At 38.0% G+C, this 17,859-nt stretch carries 13 protein-coding genes; 8 read left to right on the forward strand and 5 right to left on the reverse strand.

Going from position 1 to position 17,859, the window contains the following annotated elements; all coding sequences use genetic code 11:
- The first annotated feature begins 181 nt into the window (after nt 1-181).
- From H6F39_RS20200 to H6F39_RS06180, 7 genes are all read left to right on the forward strand, one after another.
- On the forward strand, nt 182-1,339 hold the full coding sequence (locus tag H6F39_RS20200; protein WP_199290873.1) for a GUN4 domain-containing protein: 1,158 nt from the start codon (nt 182-184) through the stop codon (nt 1,337-1,339).
- 473 nt (nt 1,340-1,812) lie between these two features.
- Nucleotides 1,813-2,505: a DUF3800 domain-containing protein gene (locus H6F39_RS06155; RefSeq protein WP_190396397.1), complete on the forward strand. Its 693-nt coding sequence runs from the start codon at nt 1,813-1,815 to the stop codon at nt 2,503-2,505.
- Between the two features lie 76 nt (nt 2,506-2,581).
- Nucleotides 2,582-3,136 (forward strand): RDD family protein, encoded by a 555-nt coding sequence (locus tag H6F39_RS06160; RefSeq protein WP_190396398.1) that lies wholly within the window; start codon nt 2,582-2,584, stop codon nt 3,134-3,136.
- A 46-nt stretch (nt 3,137-3,182) separates the two neighbouring features.
- Nucleotides 3,183-3,377 carry a 50S ribosomal protein L33 gene (rpmG, locus tag H6F39_RS06165; protein ID WP_010998585.1) on the forward strand — a complete coding sequence of 65 codons (195 nt, stop codon included), beginning with the start codon at nt 3,183-3,185 and terminating at the stop codon, nt 3,375-3,377.
- Between the two features lie 2 nt (nt 3,378-3,379).
- Nucleotides 3,380-3,595 carry a 30S ribosomal protein S18 gene (gene rpsR / locus H6F39_RS06170; protein WP_137907629.1) on the forward strand — a complete coding sequence of 72 codons (216 nt, stop codon included), beginning with the start codon at nt 3,380-3,382 and terminating at the stop codon, nt 3,593-3,595.
- A gap of 197 nt (nt 3,596-3,792) precedes the next feature.
- Nucleotides 3,793-5,853 (forward strand): ribonuclease catalytic domain-containing protein, encoded by a 2,061-nt coding sequence (locus H6F39_RS06175; RefSeq protein ID WP_137907628.1) that lies wholly within the window; start codon nt 3,793-3,795, stop codon nt 5,851-5,853.
- A gap of 162 nt (nt 5,854-6,015) precedes the next feature.
- Nucleotides 6,016-7,107: an extracellular solute-binding protein gene (locus H6F39_RS06180; RefSeq protein ID WP_190396399.1), complete on the forward strand. Its 1,092-nt coding sequence runs from the start codon at nt 6,016-6,018 to the stop codon at nt 7,105-7,107.
- Nucleotides 7,108-7,109: 2 nt separating this feature from the next.
- Here H6F39_RS06180 and H6F39_RS06185 read toward each other — a convergent pair whose 3' ends face one another.
- From H6F39_RS06185 to H6F39_RS06200, 4 genes are all read right to left on the reverse strand, one after another.
- Nucleotides 7,110-7,640: a hypothetical protein gene (locus H6F39_RS06185; RefSeq protein WP_190396400.1), complete on the reverse strand. Its 531-nt coding sequence runs from the start codon at nt 7,638-7,640 to the stop codon at nt 7,110-7,112.
- A 201-nt stretch (nt 7,641-7,841) separates the two neighbouring features.
- Nucleotides 7,842-8,738, reverse strand: a complete 897-nt coding sequence (locus H6F39_RS06190; RefSeq protein ID WP_137907626.1) for a restriction endonuclease — start codon at nt 8,736-8,738, stop codon at nt 7,842-7,844.
- A 135-nt stretch (nt 8,739-8,873) separates the two neighbouring features.
- Nucleotides 8,874-11,816, reverse strand: coding sequence for an excinuclease ABC subunit UvrA (gene uvrA / locus H6F39_RS06195; protein WP_137907625.1), 2,943 nt, complete (start codon nt 11,814-11,816; stop codon nt 8,874-8,876).
- A gap of 91 nt (nt 11,817-11,907) precedes the next feature.
- Nucleotides 11,908-12,804 carry an alpha/beta fold hydrolase gene (locus H6F39_RS06200; RefSeq protein ID WP_137907624.1) on the reverse strand — a complete coding sequence of 299 codons (897 nt, stop codon included), beginning with the start codon at nt 12,802-12,804 and terminating at the stop codon, nt 11,908-11,910.
- Nucleotides 12,805-13,057: 253 nt separating this feature from the next.
- On the opposite strand from H6F39_RS06200, the gene H6F39_RS06205 reads away from it, so the two are divergent.
- Nucleotides 13,058-14,569 carry an S-layer homology domain-containing protein gene (locus H6F39_RS06205; protein WP_190396401.1) on the forward strand — a complete coding sequence of 504 codons (1,512 nt, stop codon included), beginning with the start codon at nt 13,058-13,060 and terminating at the stop codon, nt 14,567-14,569.
- A 93-nt stretch (nt 14,570-14,662) separates the two neighbouring features.
- On the opposite strand, the gene ppc is transcribed toward H6F39_RS06205, so the two are convergent.
- Nucleotides 14,663-17,662 carry a phosphoenolpyruvate carboxylase gene (ppc, locus tag H6F39_RS06210; protein ID WP_236097100.1) on the reverse strand — a complete coding sequence of 1,000 codons (3,000 nt, stop codon included), beginning with the start codon at nt 17,660-17,662 and terminating at the stop codon, nt 14,663-14,665.
- Nucleotides 17,663-17,859: the final 197 nt, after the last annotated feature.

Consider the following 17,859-nt stretch of genomic DNA (forward strand, 5'->3'; position numbering starts at 1 on the left):
AGCAGTTTCCGATATTATGAAGTACAGATATTAATAATAAAACTCTTGTGGTGCGGGCATCTTGCCCGCACAAGGTTTTAGAACTTATGAACTTGAGAACTTTGCGCCTTTGCGTGAAGTAGAAAGAAAGGGTATTATAAATAATAGTATTATAAAAAACAATTATTACAGACAAAGAACTATGAAATTTTCCCAGGGATTAGGAGTAATTCTAGGGACAACAACCCTAGCTTTAGTACAATACCAACCCGTATCTGCTTTAACCTCTGTAGAGGTTAATGATATTGCTAAACCAATCACCGTCATGATTGGAGGACTAGATGGTAAGGGTTCAGGAGTAATTATTGCCAAAAATGGTAATACCTACACTGTGCTGACAGCCAATCATGTGGTTAAAAAAGCGGGATATGGTATTTATGAAATTATCACCCATGATGGGCAAAAATACCCCATGGAAAGCGCTCAAACTGTGGGAAAACTGGATTTAGCCTTAGTTAGATTTACCAGTTCTAAAAATTATCCCTTTGCTAAAATTGGTGATTATCGGACAGTTAAAGAAGGTGCAACGGTATATAATTCTGGATTTCCTATTCCTTCTAGTTCTAATAATCAACAGCGAAATTACTTCTTCATTACAGCCCAAATCACATCTAGGGGAAGGGGAGAAAATCTGGGATATGATTTATTTTTCAGTGGGAGTCCAAGACCGGGGATGAGTGGGGGACCAATATTAAATGACCAGGGGGAAGTAATTGGTATTTATGGTAAAGCTGAATATGGCATAAGTGAATCAGCGTTAGCAAGAGATGGAGTTCAGGGAATACCGACGGAAAAATTCCCGAATTTAATTAGTATCATATTTCAAAAATTAGAAGCATTGTTAAAAGCAAAAAAATGGCGAGATGCAGATTTAGAAACTTGGAAGTTGATGAAAAAGTTAACTAAACGAGAACAGCAAGGATGGTTAAGAGTTGAAGATGTGAAAAATTTTCCCAGACAGGAATTGCGAAAAATGGATCAATTATGGGTAAAATATAGCAATGGTAAATTTGGTTTTTCTGTACAAAAGCAAATTTGGCTGGACTTGGGAGGCAAGTTAGGTGGAGAACCCGACTGGGATACTTTTAAGAAGCTAGGTGATCGCGTTGGTTGGAGAAAAAATAATGAATGGCTCAGTTACGATAGTTACACCTTTAATAAGGATGCACCACAGGGACACCTCCCTTCTACTAAGGTTTTAGGTAGTTTCGTGGAACTGTGGTGTTGTGTGTGTCCACGGAAGGATCCGCTCCATTCCACTTTGGTTACTCTTTTCTCTTCTCTAGACTATAACCCATAAGCGTTACACAAGATTATAAGTATTTCTGATCAAAAAATAAACAACCGATTTATTAGGCTTTGGGGATTTCATAGTTTGTAGGTTGGGTTGAAGCATGAAACCCAACATGAGCCTCGGGTTGCACTGTCGCTTAACCCGACCTACAAAAAATAAAGTATTACCTGATACAGAAATATTTGATTAAATAGGCATATAGAGACATTACACCTAAAAACTTAGTATTGTACTTTACTTTAGTTAAAGTTAAACGTGCTGTATCTTGGTTAAATAGCTTGATTTTATTAGTATGATTAGGTTTCTAATTTTAACAGTGTATAAAGTTTTGACGGGTGTATAAATATAAAAAATTAGTCATCCTACAAACAAAATAGCTGCTATAATGTGAATAGCAGTCAAGAGGTCTGACTTTTTCGGATCGTGGTAGCTAGGTCTACCCTTGACTGATTTTTATTGTTTAAGTATACATAAAAACCATGTACTTGCTGTATGCAGACGAGTCAGGTACTACCCATGACCAACACCAGCAATATTTTGTACTGGCTGGATTTTGTATGTTTGAACGTCAAGGCTATTGGATTTCTGATCAGCTTGATAAAATTGCTGCTAAATTTGACCCTGCTGATCCTTTATCAGTTGAATTACACGGTAGTCCAATGCTAAGTGGTAGAGGAAAGTGGAGAAGCTATTCAAAAAATGATAGAGAGAAAGCACTTGAAGATATTTTACAAGTTTTTTTACAGTCACACCCAAGTAACCGACTATTCGCAAGTGTCATCAAAAAGACTTTAGTATCGCCAAAAGATCCTGTTGAGGTTGCATTTGAACAACTTGCTAGTAGATTTGATAGATATCTGATCAGGCTTCATAAACATGATAATACACAGAGAGGAATTATCATTTTCGATAAATCTACTTATGAAACAACCATTCAATCTTTAGCAACTGATTTTAGAACCATTGGATATAGTTGGGGTGTGATCAGAAATTTTTCTGAAGTACCGTTATTTTTAGATTCAAAAGCTTCGAGACTAATTCAACTTGCTGATATACTCGCTTACGCAATTTTCAGAAATTTTGAAAAGGGAGATAGTAGATTTTTTTCTATCATTCAGCAAAGATTTGATTCTGAAGGCGGTATAGTGCATGGTTTACACATATTACAATAGAATTAAATAAATTGATATTGATTTTGTATGATTTATTCTATGATACGTTACCTATACTACCTGTGATGTAAAGGGTATGAGTCTTGTTAAAGCAAATCAAAGACACTACCAGAAAGGAGACATTACCCGTCGGGGTATGGCCTTAGCTCTTGACTTCTTGACCGCATGGTTTCTCAGTTCTATCGTCAGAAATAATCAAATCGGTGTACAATTTACCCAAATCTTTGTTTTTATTTTTGCTTGGCTAATTTTTCGCGTCGTCATAGTTTACAATAATCAGGGACAAAGTTTAGGACGTTGGGCATTTGATTTAAAGGTACTAGAAGTCGTAAATGGGGAAATAGTCAATAAAATCCCCCAATTTCAGACGTTATTGCTCAGAGAAGGGATTATTTGCTTTTCTAGCTTATTATTATCCATTTTCTTGACTAATATCATTCTCAATCCCACTGCTATCGTGTTATTGCTTCCCCTAATCATTGACAGCTGTGCTGCTTTATCTGATACTCAAATGCGTCAGTCTTTCCATGACCGCTTTTTTCGGACTATCATAGTTTCCTCCCAACGTGGTTATTCTTTAGATCTAAAAATTAAAAGACTAGTTGAAAAATTTCAGCGAAATGTGAGATAATGACCATTTGTGTTAATTGTCTCCAGGCTTTACAGTTTGTAAGTTTATGGCTAAGAGTAAAGGTGCGCGTATAATAGTGACACTAGAATGCACCGAGTGTCGGACAAATCCAGATAAACGTTCCCCTGGTGTATCCCGCTATACCAGCACTAAAAACCGTCGGAACACAACCAACCGTTTAGAACTGAAAAAGTTCTGTACCCACTGTAACAAACACACAGTTCATAAGGAAATTAAGTAAGAATGAGTTATTATCGTCGTCGTCTTTCTCCCATTAAACCAGGGGAGGTCATTGATTATAAAGATGTAGATTTGTTACGGAAGTTTCTCACCGAACGTGGTAAAATACTACCTCGGAGAATTACTGGGTTGACTTGTCAGCAACAACGGGTGCTGACTCTAGCTATTAAACGGGCCCGGATCGTGGCTTTGTTACCCTTTATTAACGCCGAAGGTTAAGAAGATTTTGGATTTTGGATTTTGGAAGATCATCCAAGAAAAGTGGCGGTTGCATGGATATTGCGCGGTTACTTTGAGTCCAAAATCTAAAATTTAACAATTAATTAATGGGATAATGGGTAGAAAAGGATTAGATACTGGTTATTTAATCCCGAATCTCCAGTCTAAAAATCTAAAAATATTAAAGTGCGACAGTTGTGGATAAGGGGACGTTAGTTGAATTTAGGGTTCAAAGCGATCGCCGTCTGGGGGTGGTAGATCGTCCAGATGGGAAAACTCGTTGGTTTGTAGTAGATGAACGTGGTCAATCCCACAGCCTCGCACCGCGCCAATTTACTTACACAGTTAGCGGACAAATCTATAAACCAGGGGAAATTCCTGAGTTTTTAAATCAAGTCCAGCCTTATCTAGATCCGTCGAGTTTGGAAGTAGCATGGGAACTACTGATTGAAGATGGGGAAACTGTCACCCCTCAGCAAATGGCGAATCTACTGTTTTCGGAATCAGCCCCTCCCCAGTGTTATGCAGCCCATTGTTTGCTATCAGAGGATAAACTCTATTTTAAGCAAAAAGGGGAGGCTTACGAACCACGCAGCGCAGCCCAGGTAGCAGAACGCAAGCACCAGATGGCTGTAGAATCACAAAAAGCAAAGGGACAGCAGGAATTTTTAGCCCGTGTAGAACAGGCACTTCAGGGCGAAGTGGTAGAATGGCAAAGAATAGATCGCCAGCGTTTAGAAGCATTAGAAAAGTATGCGACTCTGCTGGCAGATGTGATCATGCTGAAGGTGAATTACGACTCTTTAGCCCGTGCTTGTCCGCCTCCAGCTTCAGTATTAGAAACTATGAATATGCTGGGACGTTCTGCTACGCCCCAGGGTGCTTTTCAACTATTGATAGATTTGGGTTGGTGGAGTTCTCATGAAAACCTGTTCCTACGCCGTTCATCAATTTCTGTTCAATTTCCTCATCAGGTATTAGAAGTGGCGCAAGAACGTTTGGATTTCCCTAGTACAGATTTAGACACAAACCGTCTCGATCTCACTCATCTCAAGGTATACACCATTGATGATGAAAGCACGACGGAAATAGACGATGGTTTGAGTTGGGAGGTATTACCAGATGGAAGAGAACGGTTATGGGTACATATAGCAGATCCTACCAGGTTATTAATACCAGATGATGAATTAGATTTGGAAGCGAGAAAACGGGGGAGTACGGTTTATTTACCTACGGGGATGATTCCCATGTTTCCAGAGGTGTTAGCTACAGGTCCGATGAGTTTGGTACAGGGGAAAGTCTGTTGCGCTCTCAGCTTTGGGGTGATTTTAGATCAAGTTGGGTCTGTAGAAGATTATTGTATACATACTGGTTTAATTAAGCCTACCTATCGTCTCACCTATGAAGATGTAGATGAGATGTTGCAATTGGGAGTACAAGCAGAACCAGAAATTGAAGCGATCGCTAATTGGGCAAAAATACGCAAAAATTGGCGTTATGGTCAAGGGGCTATTAGTATCAATATGCCAGAAGCGATGATCAAAGTCAAGGACGATGATATCAATATTGATATTTTAGATGATTCTTTGTCCAGGCAACTAGTAGCAGAAATGATGATTCTGGCTGGAGAAGTTGCCGCCCGTTATGGTCAAACCCATAATATCCCTCTCCCCTTTCGCGGTCAACCCCAACCGGAATTACCTCCAGAGGAAGAATTACTGCAATTACCAGCCGGTTTTGTCCGTTCCTGTGCTATGCGTCGTTGTATGCCTAAGAGTGAAATGAGTATTACCCCTGTGCGTCATGCTGGCTTAGGTTTAGATACTTATACACAAGCTACTTCTCCTATTCGCCGTTATAGCGACTTACTGACCCATTTCCAATTGAAAGCACATTTACGCGGTGAAGGTTTACCTTTTTCTGCGGAACAACTCAAAGAAGTGATGATGACAGTCAGCAGCGCCACCCAAGAAGCAACGATGGTGGAACGACAAACTAATAGATATTATGCTTTAGAATATTTACGTCGTCATCCTGAAGAAGTTTGGCAGGTGACAGTATTGATGTGGTTGCGAGAAGATAGCAATTTAGCGCTGATTTTATTAGAAGATTTGGGTTTACAATTGCCTATGTCCTTCCGGCGTTCTGTGAGTTTGGGAGAAAATTTATTAGTAAAAGTTAGTTTGGCTGACCCGCAAAAAGATTTGATTCATTTCCAGGAAATTATGTATCAAGAAGCCCAATCAATTATAAATTAATTAGCGATTGACCTAAAGTCCACGCAGGTGGACTTTGTTTGTGTAGTAGCGACAAAAGTTAGGTTAACATAATCAAACCAAACTGTGTCAAGAAACGTAAAATCGCTGAAAACTTTTTTTCTTTACTCTTTACTCTTGCCTCTTGCCTTAAATGCAAAATCCATGGACAGACGATCTTTTTTATTAGGTACAACTACTTTAGCACTTTCTCAAATCATAATTGGGTGCGAGACAAAGCAACCGCCTCTGAATGTACAGCTATTAAAAAATTCCATTCCCGGTCAGGTAGTTAATCAGTTTCGGAAAAGTGTAGAGTCAGGGGGAAATTTGAAATTTACCCCAATTGATCAGATTGAGGAATTATTTAAATTATTACAAACTTGGCAAAAACCACCAACTAATAAAAATCAAAAATCATTGCCAGCAAATTTGGTAACATTGGGAGATTATTGGTTACAAGCAGCAATTAATCAGAAATTGATTCAACCCTTATCAACAGGAAAGATCCAAAATTTAGCTAAACTAGATGAAAAATGGCGACAATTAGTTAAGCATGATCAGGAAGGGAAAATTTGGGGTATTCCTTACCGCTGGGGGAATACAGTCATTGTTTATAATCAAGAAAAGTTTGAAAAGTTAGGATGGAAACCGAGAGATTGGAGTGATTTATGGCGCAGCGAATTAGAAAATCGAATATCTTTACTTAATCATCCGCGAGAAGTAATTGGTTTAGTGTTGAAGAAATTAGGAAAATCTTATAATACCGAAAATATTCATCAAATCTCCTCCTTAGAATCAGAATTACAAGCATTAAATAAACAAGTTAAATTTTATGATTCTACAAACTATTTAGAACCATTAATCATTGGGGATACTTGGTTAGCAGTAGGATGGTCAAATGATATCATCCCAATGATCAGTCGTTATCAAAAATTTACCGCAGTTGTTCCCCAGTCAGGAACAGCAATTTGGGCAGATTTATGGGTAAGTCCTACAGGAGTTAGTAATGATACTCTAGCATATAAATGGCTAGATTTTTGTTTGCAACCGAATACATCTGGGCAAATTGCTTTACTAACTAAAAGCAATTCTCCCATTGACAATAATATTGCAATCACAGATATCCAGAAGCCCTTACAGAACTTGTTATTGAATAATTCAGAAATTTTTGCCAAAAGTGAATTTTTACTTCCCTTACGCCCTGAAGTAACACAAGAGTATGAAGATTTATTTATGAAGATGAAAAAATCGTAATTTTAGAAAGAGGGACGCAAACCAAATTTGCTTTGATTATTCATCTGAATACTACAGGAAACGGGAGTTTGAGTAAAATTACAAGTATAAGCTGCTAAAAATTCTTTTTGATAGTCAAAAACTCGAATATTGTAACCAGATTTACTAGTTAAACTCCCCAAACGATTGACAAAAACATACTGTTCTAAATAATCTAATAAAATCCAAACTTGCTGATTAACAATTAAATCTACTCGTGGGGGTTCAGACTGGGAAGCAGGGTAAACTATCCAATTATCCAAAAGCTTGTTTTCCGAGTTTTCCTGAGACCACCATAAACTAGGAATTGTCAATTTTTGGGGATGAATAGTTTTAGAAGTGATGATATTATCTTTTGGTTGGGTGAGTAAATCTAATTCTAAAGGTGCTTGAGAAGGTAAAGGGATATTTTGGGATTTTGACGGAAGAATAGGAAAAAAGCAAGAAGTAGTAAAAGTGAGAATTGCTAATAATAGCTGGGGTTTTTTGTGGGTAAATAAATTATTTTGACTCATATATTTTCCTGTATTAATAATAAAACTCTTGTGGTGCGGGCATACTTCGACCAATCTCAGTACAAGTCTTGCCCGCACAAGGTGTACCTCACTCAAAGCTACTTGCTGTAATACTTTTAACTCTCTAACTTTCCTACGCATATATGATTATAAAACATTTTTAGTATTTAAGATCCCTATATTGGATAAAAATATAAATAATTATATTCCTAAAAAATAAATAGGAGTAAGAGGTAATCTTTTTTTGTCTTCATCTAGTAATTTTTCATAAAATTGTTGCCATAAACTGATAAACCTATCAAAATCTATGAGTTCAATATGAGTATGAGAACTTCTTGTTTCATTTTTCGCATCAGATGTAAAACCACCAGTAGCAACAAAAATTCCCACATCTCCATCTTTTTGTAATACTCCTCTTAATTGTCGAATTTCATCCACAGAAGCAGGTGATTCTCGATGTTTAATTTGAACTTTGATTCTTGGTGATACCGTCCCTAATGGATCTTGATATGCAATTACATCTAAACCACCATCTTTTCCCTTGGGAGCAATAAAAGGTGTATAGTAACCCATACCTCTTAATAAGGCTGCTACTAAATCTTGAAATTCATAAGGGTTCAAATTTCTGACAAATTTCTTTAACCCTTCTACCGCAATTTCTTCATATTCACTAATAGTTACCTCGCTAACTTTATCAACATCATTGTCTGTTTCTGCTTCATTATCTACCGAAGCAATATTTTCTTTTTCCGCTTTCCATTGTTTAAATGCCTGAGTAGCGGATTTTAAAAGTTGAGATTCTCCTAATTCTAAGGCTTTTTCTCCCTCTGGTGTTAAATACCAAATACCTTGATTTTTTAACATAAACCCAGCTTTGAGACAATCTATAGTGTAAAAATTCAAAACACTTTTCCAGCGAATATAACCAGATTTTTCATATCTAGCTTTTTCCCATTCATCTAAATCTACTCTTTTGCTAACTTCTTCAATTACTTGTTGTCCTTGTAATTCTCCTTCATGTTCTCTGAGAATTTGCAAAGCTGCAAAAATTACCTTTTCTCCTAATTTCCATGATTTAGAACTGCGGTTTTTATTCATGATCATATTTCCATGCAAGGAATTATTTTTGATTTTGAAAATATTTGAACTCTAAAAGTCAGATCAAGGACTCCCGGATAAGTCCTCTCTCCGTAATCTTTCCTTCGCGCCTCTGCGCTTCTGGGTGAGAAAAAATTACCCCATTGCTGGATATTGAGCCAACACCTGCCGTAAATATTCCCCAGTATAAGAACGGGGATTATTGGCCACATCTTCGGGCGTTCCCGCAGCAATTATTTCTCCTCCTTTATCTCCTCCTTCTGGTCCTAAATCTATTACCCAATCTGAACAACGAATCACATCTAAATTATGTTCAATGACTAAAATTGAATTTCCTTTATCTACTAATCTTTGTAAAACGTCTAACAATTTATGAACATCATAAAAGGATAAGCCTGTGGTTGGTTCATCTATTAAATATAAGGTTTTTCCGGTCGCGCGTCGAGATAATTCTGTCGCTAATTTCACCCGCTGCGCTTCTCCACCAGATAAGGTTGTGGCTGGTTGTCCTAATTGGACATAACCTAAACCAACATCTACTAATGTTTGTAATCTCGTTACGGCTTTGGGAATATTTTGACAAAAATCTAATGCCTCTTCAACGGTCATGTTCAAAACATCAGAAATTGATTTATCTTTATATTTAACTTGCAGGGTTTCTCGGTTATATCTCGCACCTTTGCAAATTTCACATTGCACATAAACGTCAGGTAAAAAGTTCATTTCAATGACATTTACACCCTGTCCACTACAAGCTTCACAACGTCCACCTTTGACATTAAAGGAAAATTGTCCAGCTTTATAACCTCTGGTTTTCGCTTCTACAGTTTGGGAAAAAACATCACGAATAATATCGAAAACTCCGGTATAGGTTGCGGGGTTAGAACGGGGAGTTCTCCCTATAGGTGATTGGTCAATGACAATGGCTTTATCAACACAGTTTAAACCTTTGATTTCATCTATATCTTTGGGTGCGGGAGATTTTTTGAGTAAATGATGTTGTAATGCTGGATAAAGTAATTCATTAATTAAGGTAGATTTTCCTGAACCAGAAACACCCGTAACAGAAACAAGTTTTCCCAAGGGAATTTCTACATCTACATTTTGTAAGTTATTGCGACGCGCATTTTTAATAGTTAAAGCTCGGCCATTTCCTTCTCTTCTCTTGGTGGGAGTATTTATGACTCTTTTTCCTGATAAATAAGCCCCGGTTAAGGATTTTTCTGCATTGAGTAAATTCTCTAAATTTCCTTGAGAAATAATATGTCCTCCATGAATTCCCGCCCCAGGACCAATATCAACTATATAATCAGCCGCGCGGATAGTTTCTTCATCATGTTCGACGACTATTAGGGTATTTCCTAAGTCCCGTAATTTGGTTAAGGTTTTTAGTAATCTGGCGTTATCTCTTTGATGTAAACCGATACTTGGTTCGTCTAAAACGTATAAAACTCCTGTTAGTCCTGAACCAATTTGTGTCGCTAACCGAATGCGTTGAGCTTCTCCACCTGATAATGTCATGGCGGGACGATCTAAGGTGAGGTAATCTAAGCCAACATCTAATAAAAATTGTAATCTAGCTTTTATTTCTCTCAAAACTAAATCAGCTATTTGACTTTGGCGATCGCTCAATTTTAATTTTTCTATTCTTTCTCGACATTCCCGAATGGAAACGGTAGTAAAATCTAAAATTCCATATTGTCCCAATTTCACAGCTAAGGCTTCGGGTTTTAATCTTTTCCCTCCACAAACTTCACAAGGTTGATCAATTAAATATTCTTCTAATTTCTGTTTAATTAACTCTGTTCCCCCTTCATATTGTCTTTGTAAAATCGGAATTACGCCTTTAAAAATTTGCTTTTTCTCGGTTGGATTTTTCGGTTCTTCTTCTCCATACAAGACAATTTTTTGCTGTTGCGCTGTCAATTTCCCCCATTGAGTTTGTAACTCAAACCCATAATTTAACCCCACAGCATACAATAACTCTAAATAATAGGAATTTTCCTTTTCTGACCAAGGAGCGATCGCTGCATACATAGGCGAATTTTCATCAGGTACAACCAACTCCGGGGAAAATCTTCTTAAAGTCCCGATCCCATGACAATGGGGACAAGCGCCATAAGGTGAATTAAAAGAAAACAACCGTGGGGATAATTCTTCCATTACCGCACCATGTTCGGGACAAGCAAAGTTTTCTGAAAATACCATTTCTTTGGGTAATTCTTCTTCAGAAATACCTTGATTTTTTCCTTCAGTTGATATATACTTACTATCAGGTCGCTCCAGCGCTATCTTATCTAATGTATCATCTAATACCTCAATTATGGCAATACCGTGAGATTGCTTAAGACAAGTTGCTAGAGAATCTACCAAACGCTCTTGAATACCATCTTTTTTAACTAATCTGTCAATAACCAGTTCTATAGTATGTGTGCTATTTTTATCTAACTCAATCAAATCAGATAGCTCTCGGACCTCCCCATTTACCCGCAAACGAGCGAAACCTTGGGAAGCTAAACCAGAAATTAATTTGCGGTGAGTTCCTTTTTTTCCGCGGACTACAGGGGCTAAAATTTGGAAGCGGGTGCGGTCGGGAAGTTCCATAATGCGATCGCACATCTGGTCTATGGTTTGAGGCGCGATAGAGTGATCACAAAGGGGACAATGAGGTTCACCCGCTCGACCATATAACAATCGCAAATAATCATAAATTTCCGTTACTGTTCCCACTGTGGAACGGGGATTATGGGAAGTTGATTTTTGGTCAATGGAAATTGCGGGACTTAAACCCTCAATTGCTTCTACATCAGGTTTATCCAATTGTCCCAAAAATTGGCGAGCATAGGCGCTTAGGGATTCCACATAACGACGTTGACCCTCCGCAAAGATGGTATCAAAGGCCAAGGAGGATTTACCCGAACCAGAAACCCCGGTAAAAACAATCAAACGATCACGGGGTAATTCCAAATCAATATTTTTCAGATTATGCTGTCTAGCACCCCGAATGCGGATAGTATTTTGGCTATGATTAGGGGATGGAAGCACATCATTTAAACAAGCGGCTAAATTTTCTGACATATTGACAGGCTAGGGAAAGTTACACAATGAAACAATCCTTAATAATACTATCTTTATCTGGTTTATGGTAGAATTTGATTTTGAGTTCCTTTTACCCATTACCAATTACCTGTCCTAACCAACTAATAATTTCACCATTAACAACATCGGGAACTTCATCATGGGGACAATGGCCCGCACCAGGAACAGGGACAATTTTCACATCTTTACCATCTTTTTGTGCTAGTCTATAAACATCCGCCCCTGTAATTGGTGTCCAAGGATCTTCCTCACCCCAAATTACTAATAAAGGCCATTCTAACTTAGGTAATAACGAACTAGGACTAGGTCCAGGGGGTGCGGTCAGAATCGCAGCAAAAACATCCTGCGCTCCTGGGTCACAGGATGGTATATAGAGTAAATCTACAAGTTCATCAGTTACGGCATTGCGATCGCGGTACACTTGATATAATGTCCGTCTAATTTGTGATTTTTGGCGAATACGGTTAAAAACAAATTTACCCGTCACTGGGTTAGCCACTAACTTGTTAAAAGTCCCCATAAAAACCCGTAGCAGTGGGTTTAATTCCTGGGGACGGTGACTCAAACCACCAGCGGAGTTAATTAACACCCCACCAACCGCAATTTCGGGGTATTCTGTTAAAATAATTAAACTTAAAAGTGCGCCAATAGAATTACCGATAAATATAGCTGGTGTTTGGATATGTGTATTGTGAAAATCTTTTAATAATTCCGCCCACAGTTCCATGGTATAATCCACCTTGGCTTTATCAGAACCCCCAAACCCCAACAAATCTAAAGCAAACACCTGATAACCAGCCGCAGCTAGAACCGGGATATTTTTCCGCCAATGACCAATGGAAGCACCAAACCCATGAATAAGTACCAATGGTTGGCCTGTACCCATAACTGTATATTGAACTTTATAACTGCGCCAAGTCCAAACTTGTTTTTCTAATGTCTGTAAATGCTGGGTTGTAATTGTCATTTGTCAAAATTTCAGTGTAAATTTCTGGTTTAATTTATTATTTATGATGATCAATTGTCAATTATCATTGGATAATTGTAGGCTGGGTAAAGCAACAGCGAAACCCAACCAGGTCGTGAAGATGTTGATATTGAGTTTTGTTCCTCAAACCAACCTAGACAATTTAATGCTTGTGCCTTAAACTTAACAGTGTTTACTTGTAATTAATTACCAATTATCATTAGTTTACTTGCCAGGTGTGAGCTAAAATACCATGAACCCCATTAAATTAACTTATTGGAGTAAATTAGTTGTTACAACTGTTTCTATTGTCGCAATATCCTCAATATCTTCTGCATTAGCATTATCAAAACTGTCTTCTTTAGATACATCAAATCTCAGTCAGTTCTCAGAAAAGCAAGTTTTAGCAGATAAAGCAGATAAAGCAGATAAAGCAGATAAAGCAGATAAATATGACAGTGAAGCAGTCGGAGTTACTATTGCTACTAGTTCTTTTCCAGAGAAAAAACCAGCATTCACGCTTTATATCTGGCAACCAGGTGGTACAATCTCAGAGGTAACAGCCCGTATTTCCATCAAAAGTAAATATGGAAACAAATACCGCCAAGAGAGATTTTTAGGCGATTATAGATATAGGATGAAGCAAAAGGCTAATTTTGTCAAGGGGTTTAAATCAGAGGATCTTATAGTTGTTCGTTTATATGATACCACAAACCGCCTGATTGGCTACAGTGAATTTGCGATTTTACCGGAAAATACTGCGGTTAACATAATTTTATCAGCTAATCCCATAGTAGAACAAGTAGTTCGCAGCTTTTATGGTGCTGATGTTAACAATGATAGCATTGTTGATGATGATAGTATCAAATACGACTACTTCACCCAAGTTAATAACCAAAAAGTTACTTTCCTGAGTAGTTCGGAAAATGTCAGTATTAGTCAATACCAAGCAGCAGGTTTTTCTCAAATTCCCAGAACTGCTGCTTATCCCATATCCCTGAGTGATGTCGTTGGTAAATCTATCAACATCTTTGATTCCAACTTAGCACAAGCCTTAACAGTCCCTCCAGGGAGGATAACACAGTTGATTCCAATTCAGGAAAATTCCAGTTTTGAACTGGGACAACTATTAAGTAAATATCGGCAAATAGGTGTAGCAAAAAATATTAAAGTTTCATTTTCTGATATTTCCAAAGACTATTGGGCTAAAGAATATATTAGCGAATTAGCCGCAATGGAAATAATTGGTGGCTTTCCCGATGGTTCTTTTCGTCCTAACGCAGCGGTAACTCGTGGGGAATTGGCCGTCCTGCTGCAAAAAGTGTTCACGAAAAGTAAAATTCGTAAAGCGGTAGCTTTTAAAGATATTCCACCGCGACATTGGGCTTATAATGCGATTCGAGAGAGTTATGAAATGGGCTTTTTCAACACATTGAATAGTAAAAAATTCAACCCTGCTCAAAAGCTGACTCGCTTAGATATTTTCATCACCTTAGCCAAAGGACTGAATTATCAATTTACTGGTTCTACAGAAAATATCCTTTCAGTTTACAGCGATGCTTCTACTATTAAGAGCGAACATCGTAATTTTCTCGCTAGTCTAACACAAAATGGTGTAATTGTCAACTATCCAAATATAAAATTGCTGAATACTAAAAAAATTGCCACCAGGGCAGATGTATGTGCGTTGCTATATAGAGCAATGGTTGTTAATGGTGAAGTAGTAGATTTCCCCTCCAGATACAATGTGAAAATCACAAGATAGAATGTGCGAAAATAGGGGAAACAATGGGTTTTTGATGATATTTTTGTTTCGCGCAAAGGAAGAAATAGAATGTCTCTTCCTTATGGTCTTTTATCAACCAGTATTTCTCATTCCTGCTGCAATACCGTTAATGGTTAATAATGCACCTCTGAGTAATTCTCCTTTACTGTAACGGGAGTGAATTACGCCGGTTGTGGGCGCATTTTTAGACTGACGCAAGCGTTTTAAGAGAGAAACTTGGATAAATCCTAAAGGCACAATTGTTCCGTTTCTTAATTGTACAGAACGTTGTAAAATTGGATCACCATCTAATAGTTTTTGGTGTCCAGTGATTTTTAAAACTAAATCTCTAGTGAGGAAAAATTCCCTAGAAATTTGTTCAAAAACATTCTCAAATCTAGTTTTGTCTTCAGGGTTAGATAATTCGTTGACATAATGACGTGCCATTTCCATGTCCACCTTTGCTAAGGTCATTTCTGCTTTAGAAATCACCATTTTAAAGAATGGCCACTTTAGGTAAAAATAGCGCAGTAATTTTAAATGTTGTTCTGGTTCTTCGTCCAGAAATTTTTGTAAAGCTGTACCAATTCCATACCAAGAAGGTAATAAGAAGCGGGTTTGTGTCCAACTAAATACCCATGGGATAGCTCGTAAACTGCTTAAATCTTTTTTACCAGATGGACGACGGGCCGGACGAGAACTAATTTGTAATTGGCTGATTTCTTCTATGGGTGTAACCTGGTGAAAGAAGTCAATAAAATCAGGTTGCTCATAAATTAGGTTACGATAGTGCTGACGGGAGGCATGAGCTAATTCTTCCATGATCTCATTCCAAGGTTCAATATCATCAAACCCTGTCCCCAATAAACTCGCTTGAATTACTGCTGTGGTGATAGTCTCTAAGTGATATAAGGCTAAATCTAATAAGGAGTATTTGGAAGCTAATACTTCCCCTTGTTCGGTGATTTTGATCCGGCCGCTAATACTGTTACCTGGTTGGGCTAAAATTGCTTCATAAGCAGGACCGCCACCGCGACCCACAGACCCCCCGCGTCCGTGGAAAATCCGCAGATTTACACCATAACTTTCAGCAATTTTCTGGAGTGATTTTTGGGCTTTATGAATTTCCCAGTTACTACTTAAAAAACCAGAGTCTTTGTTACTATCAGAATACCCTAGCATTACCTCTTGTAAGTTAGGACTCAGTGTAGCAATAGATGGATGTGCTTGTGCCTCTGTATTGTTAATTGCAGCGTAGCCTCCAGCCAGCATAGCACGATACAAGGGCAGTTCAAACAGTTGTTGCATTACGCTTCTGGAGCGTTGTAAATCTTCTACGGTTTCAAATAAAGGCACAACGCGAATTGTCCCCACCGCAAGTACAGGGTCAAATAAGGTTGATTCTTTGGCTAATAGTAAAACTTCTAGTACGTCGCTAACTTCACGGCACATACTAATAATATAAGTTTGACAGATATTGATACCAAATTCTTGTTGCAGCGATCGCAAAATGCGGAAGGTTTGAATAACATCATTGGTTTTTTCCGAAAATGGTAATTCAGCGGGAATCAATGGTCTACGAGTTTGCAATTCTGCGGTTAACCAAGCTATTCTTTGTTCTTCCGATAATTCATGGTAAGATTGCGGTAAAAGCTGCAAATATTCCAGAATTTCATTAATTGCATCAGCATGACGAGAGGATTCTTGACGAATATCTAATTGCGTCAAATTAAAGTCAAATATTTCTACTTGACAAATCAGATTTTCTAACTCCGCACAACTTAAACCTGTTTCCCGCAAGTTGCGTTGAATTAATAACAATTCCGCTAAAAATTCTGTACCAGACCGGTATTTATGTGCATCTTCATTTTGCGGCGTTTCTCGATTATATAAGGCTAAATTCCGATCTCGTGTATTTTCTAGTCTTTTAAGTATATAAGATAACTTCAGGCGATAAGGCTCTTGACGAAACCTTAAAGCTAAAGAGTCATAAACGCTACTTAGCTGTGATTGATCTAACTCCAGAGATTCCAGTAAATCTGGCAATACATCACTCCACTGCATAGAAACGCTCAGTAATGTCACTAACTCTTTCACAGATTTAATATACCGCTCTAAAACCATTTTCCGTTGATAACAGGCGGTTTTCCATGTTACTTCTGGTGTCACGGAGGGATTACCATCTCGGTCTGAACCTACCCAAGAACCAAAGGAGCAAAAATTTGTCCCCGGTGGTTGTAACCAGGGAAAAGTTTCCTCTAGGGAGTATTTAAAGCGTTTATATAATTGTGTAATCCCATCAAATAACACCTCTTGAAAGTAGTGAAGGGCATAATCTACTTCATCTAAAACCGTCGGTTTGAATTGATGCAATTCATCCGTACGCCACCAGAGACGAATTTCTTCCAGTAACCTCTCTTTGATTTCTACTGTTTCCCAAGGATAACTACCAGCACGAGTGATACTATCATCCATTTTTTGTAAAAGATGTACCACCTGACGCTGTTTATCTCGGATAGTATGACGGACAATTTCCGTGGGGTGTGCGGTGAAAACCAAGCGGATATCCAGTTGAGAAATCAGACGTTGAATTTGTTGTGGGGGAACATTCAATTGAAATAATAGCGGAAATAAAGCCGCAAAACTGCCTTTTTGCTGGGTTTCCGGTGTCATTAAGTCGCTACCTACTTCTTTGGTAATCAGTACATCTTCCTCCCGTTGGTTGGTAGCATAAATGATACTGGGAAAAAGTTTTTGATCAGGTTGAATTGCATAGCGGGTTAATTGCTGCTTTTGCTCGTATTCCTGCTCAATAATATTAATTAGCTGAAAATAGAGCGCGAAAGCACGGGCGGCACGAATAGCCTCATTGATATTCAACTGTTCAATTAATTCTACGGCTGAGGCGGCTTGGTGATGTGTGGCTTGTCCTTCCGGGGAACACAGATTCCGCAGTTGACGTAATAAATCTACCATTTCTTGACCGCATTCTTGCCGGAGAACTGTTTCCCACAATTCCTCTACTACTTGTAGACGGTGACGCAAGAATAACTCCGAGTGTAGTACCGGAAAATCAATATTTTCAGTTTTCATACTTTTGATCATACTCATAAGATACTCAAAATGCTTAATCTACCTTGTTTTGAGTATCCAACATCAAGCTGTTAGCTTTTTTAGGAACTACTCACAGGTGATTCATGTTACTTTTAACTACTTTTGGTTCATTTTCGATAGGAAGAGGCAATTTGAATAAACCACTTCACTAAATGTCTACTCATCATTTTAAGATA

This window comes from Dolichospermum sp. FACHB-1250, from assembly GCF_014696335.1.
Lineage (GTDB): Bacteria > Cyanobacteriota > Cyanobacteriia > Cyanobacteriales > Nostocaceae > Dolichospermum > Dolichospermum planctonicum.

Bases quoted from the DNA above. Each gene is read 5' to 3' on its own strand.
- H6F39_RS20200 (WP_199290873.1), top strand. From the start codon at position 182: ATGAAATTTTCCCAGGGATTAGGAGTAATTCTAGGGACAACAACCCTA.
- H6F39_RS06155 (WP_190396397.1), top strand. From the start codon at position 1,813: ATGTACTTGCTGTATGCAGACGAGTCAGGTACTACCCATGACCAACAC.
- H6F39_RS06160 (WP_190396398.1), top strand. From the start codon at position 2,582: ATGAGTCTTGTTAAAGCAAATCAAAGACACTACCAGAAAGGAGACATT.
- rpmG (WP_010998585.1), top strand. From the start codon at position 3,183: ATGGCTAAGAGTAAAGGTGCGCGTATAATAGTGACACTAGAATGCACC.
- rpsR (WP_137907629.1), top strand. From the start codon at position 3,380: ATGAGTTATTATCGTCGTCGTCTTTCTCCCATTAAACCAGGGGAGGTC.
- H6F39_RS06180 (WP_190396399.1), top strand. From the start codon at position 6,016: ATGGACAGACGATCTTTTTTATTAGGTACAACTACTTTAGCACTTTCT.
- H6F39_RS06185 (WP_190396400.1), bottom strand. From the start codon at position 7,640: ATGAGTCAAAATAATTTATTTACCCACAAAAAACCCCAGCTATTATTA.
- H6F39_RS06190 (WP_137907626.1), bottom strand. From the start codon at position 8,738: ATGAATAAAAACCGCAGTTCTAAATCATGGAAATTAGGAGAAAAGGTA.
- uvrA (WP_137907625.1), bottom strand. From the start codon at position 11,816: ATGTCAGAAAATTTAGCCGCTTGTTTAAATGATGTGCTTCCATCCCCT.
- H6F39_RS06200 (WP_137907624.1), bottom strand. From the start codon at position 12,804: ATGACAATTACAACCCAGCATTTACAGACATTAGAAAAACAAGTTTGG.
- H6F39_RS06205 (WP_190396401.1), top strand. From the start codon at position 13,058: ATGAACCCCATTAAATTAACTTATTGGAGTAAATTAGTTGTTACAACT.
- ppc (WP_236097100.1), bottom strand. From the start codon at position 17,662: ATGAAAACTGAAAATATTGATTTTCCGGTACTACACTCGGAGTTATTC.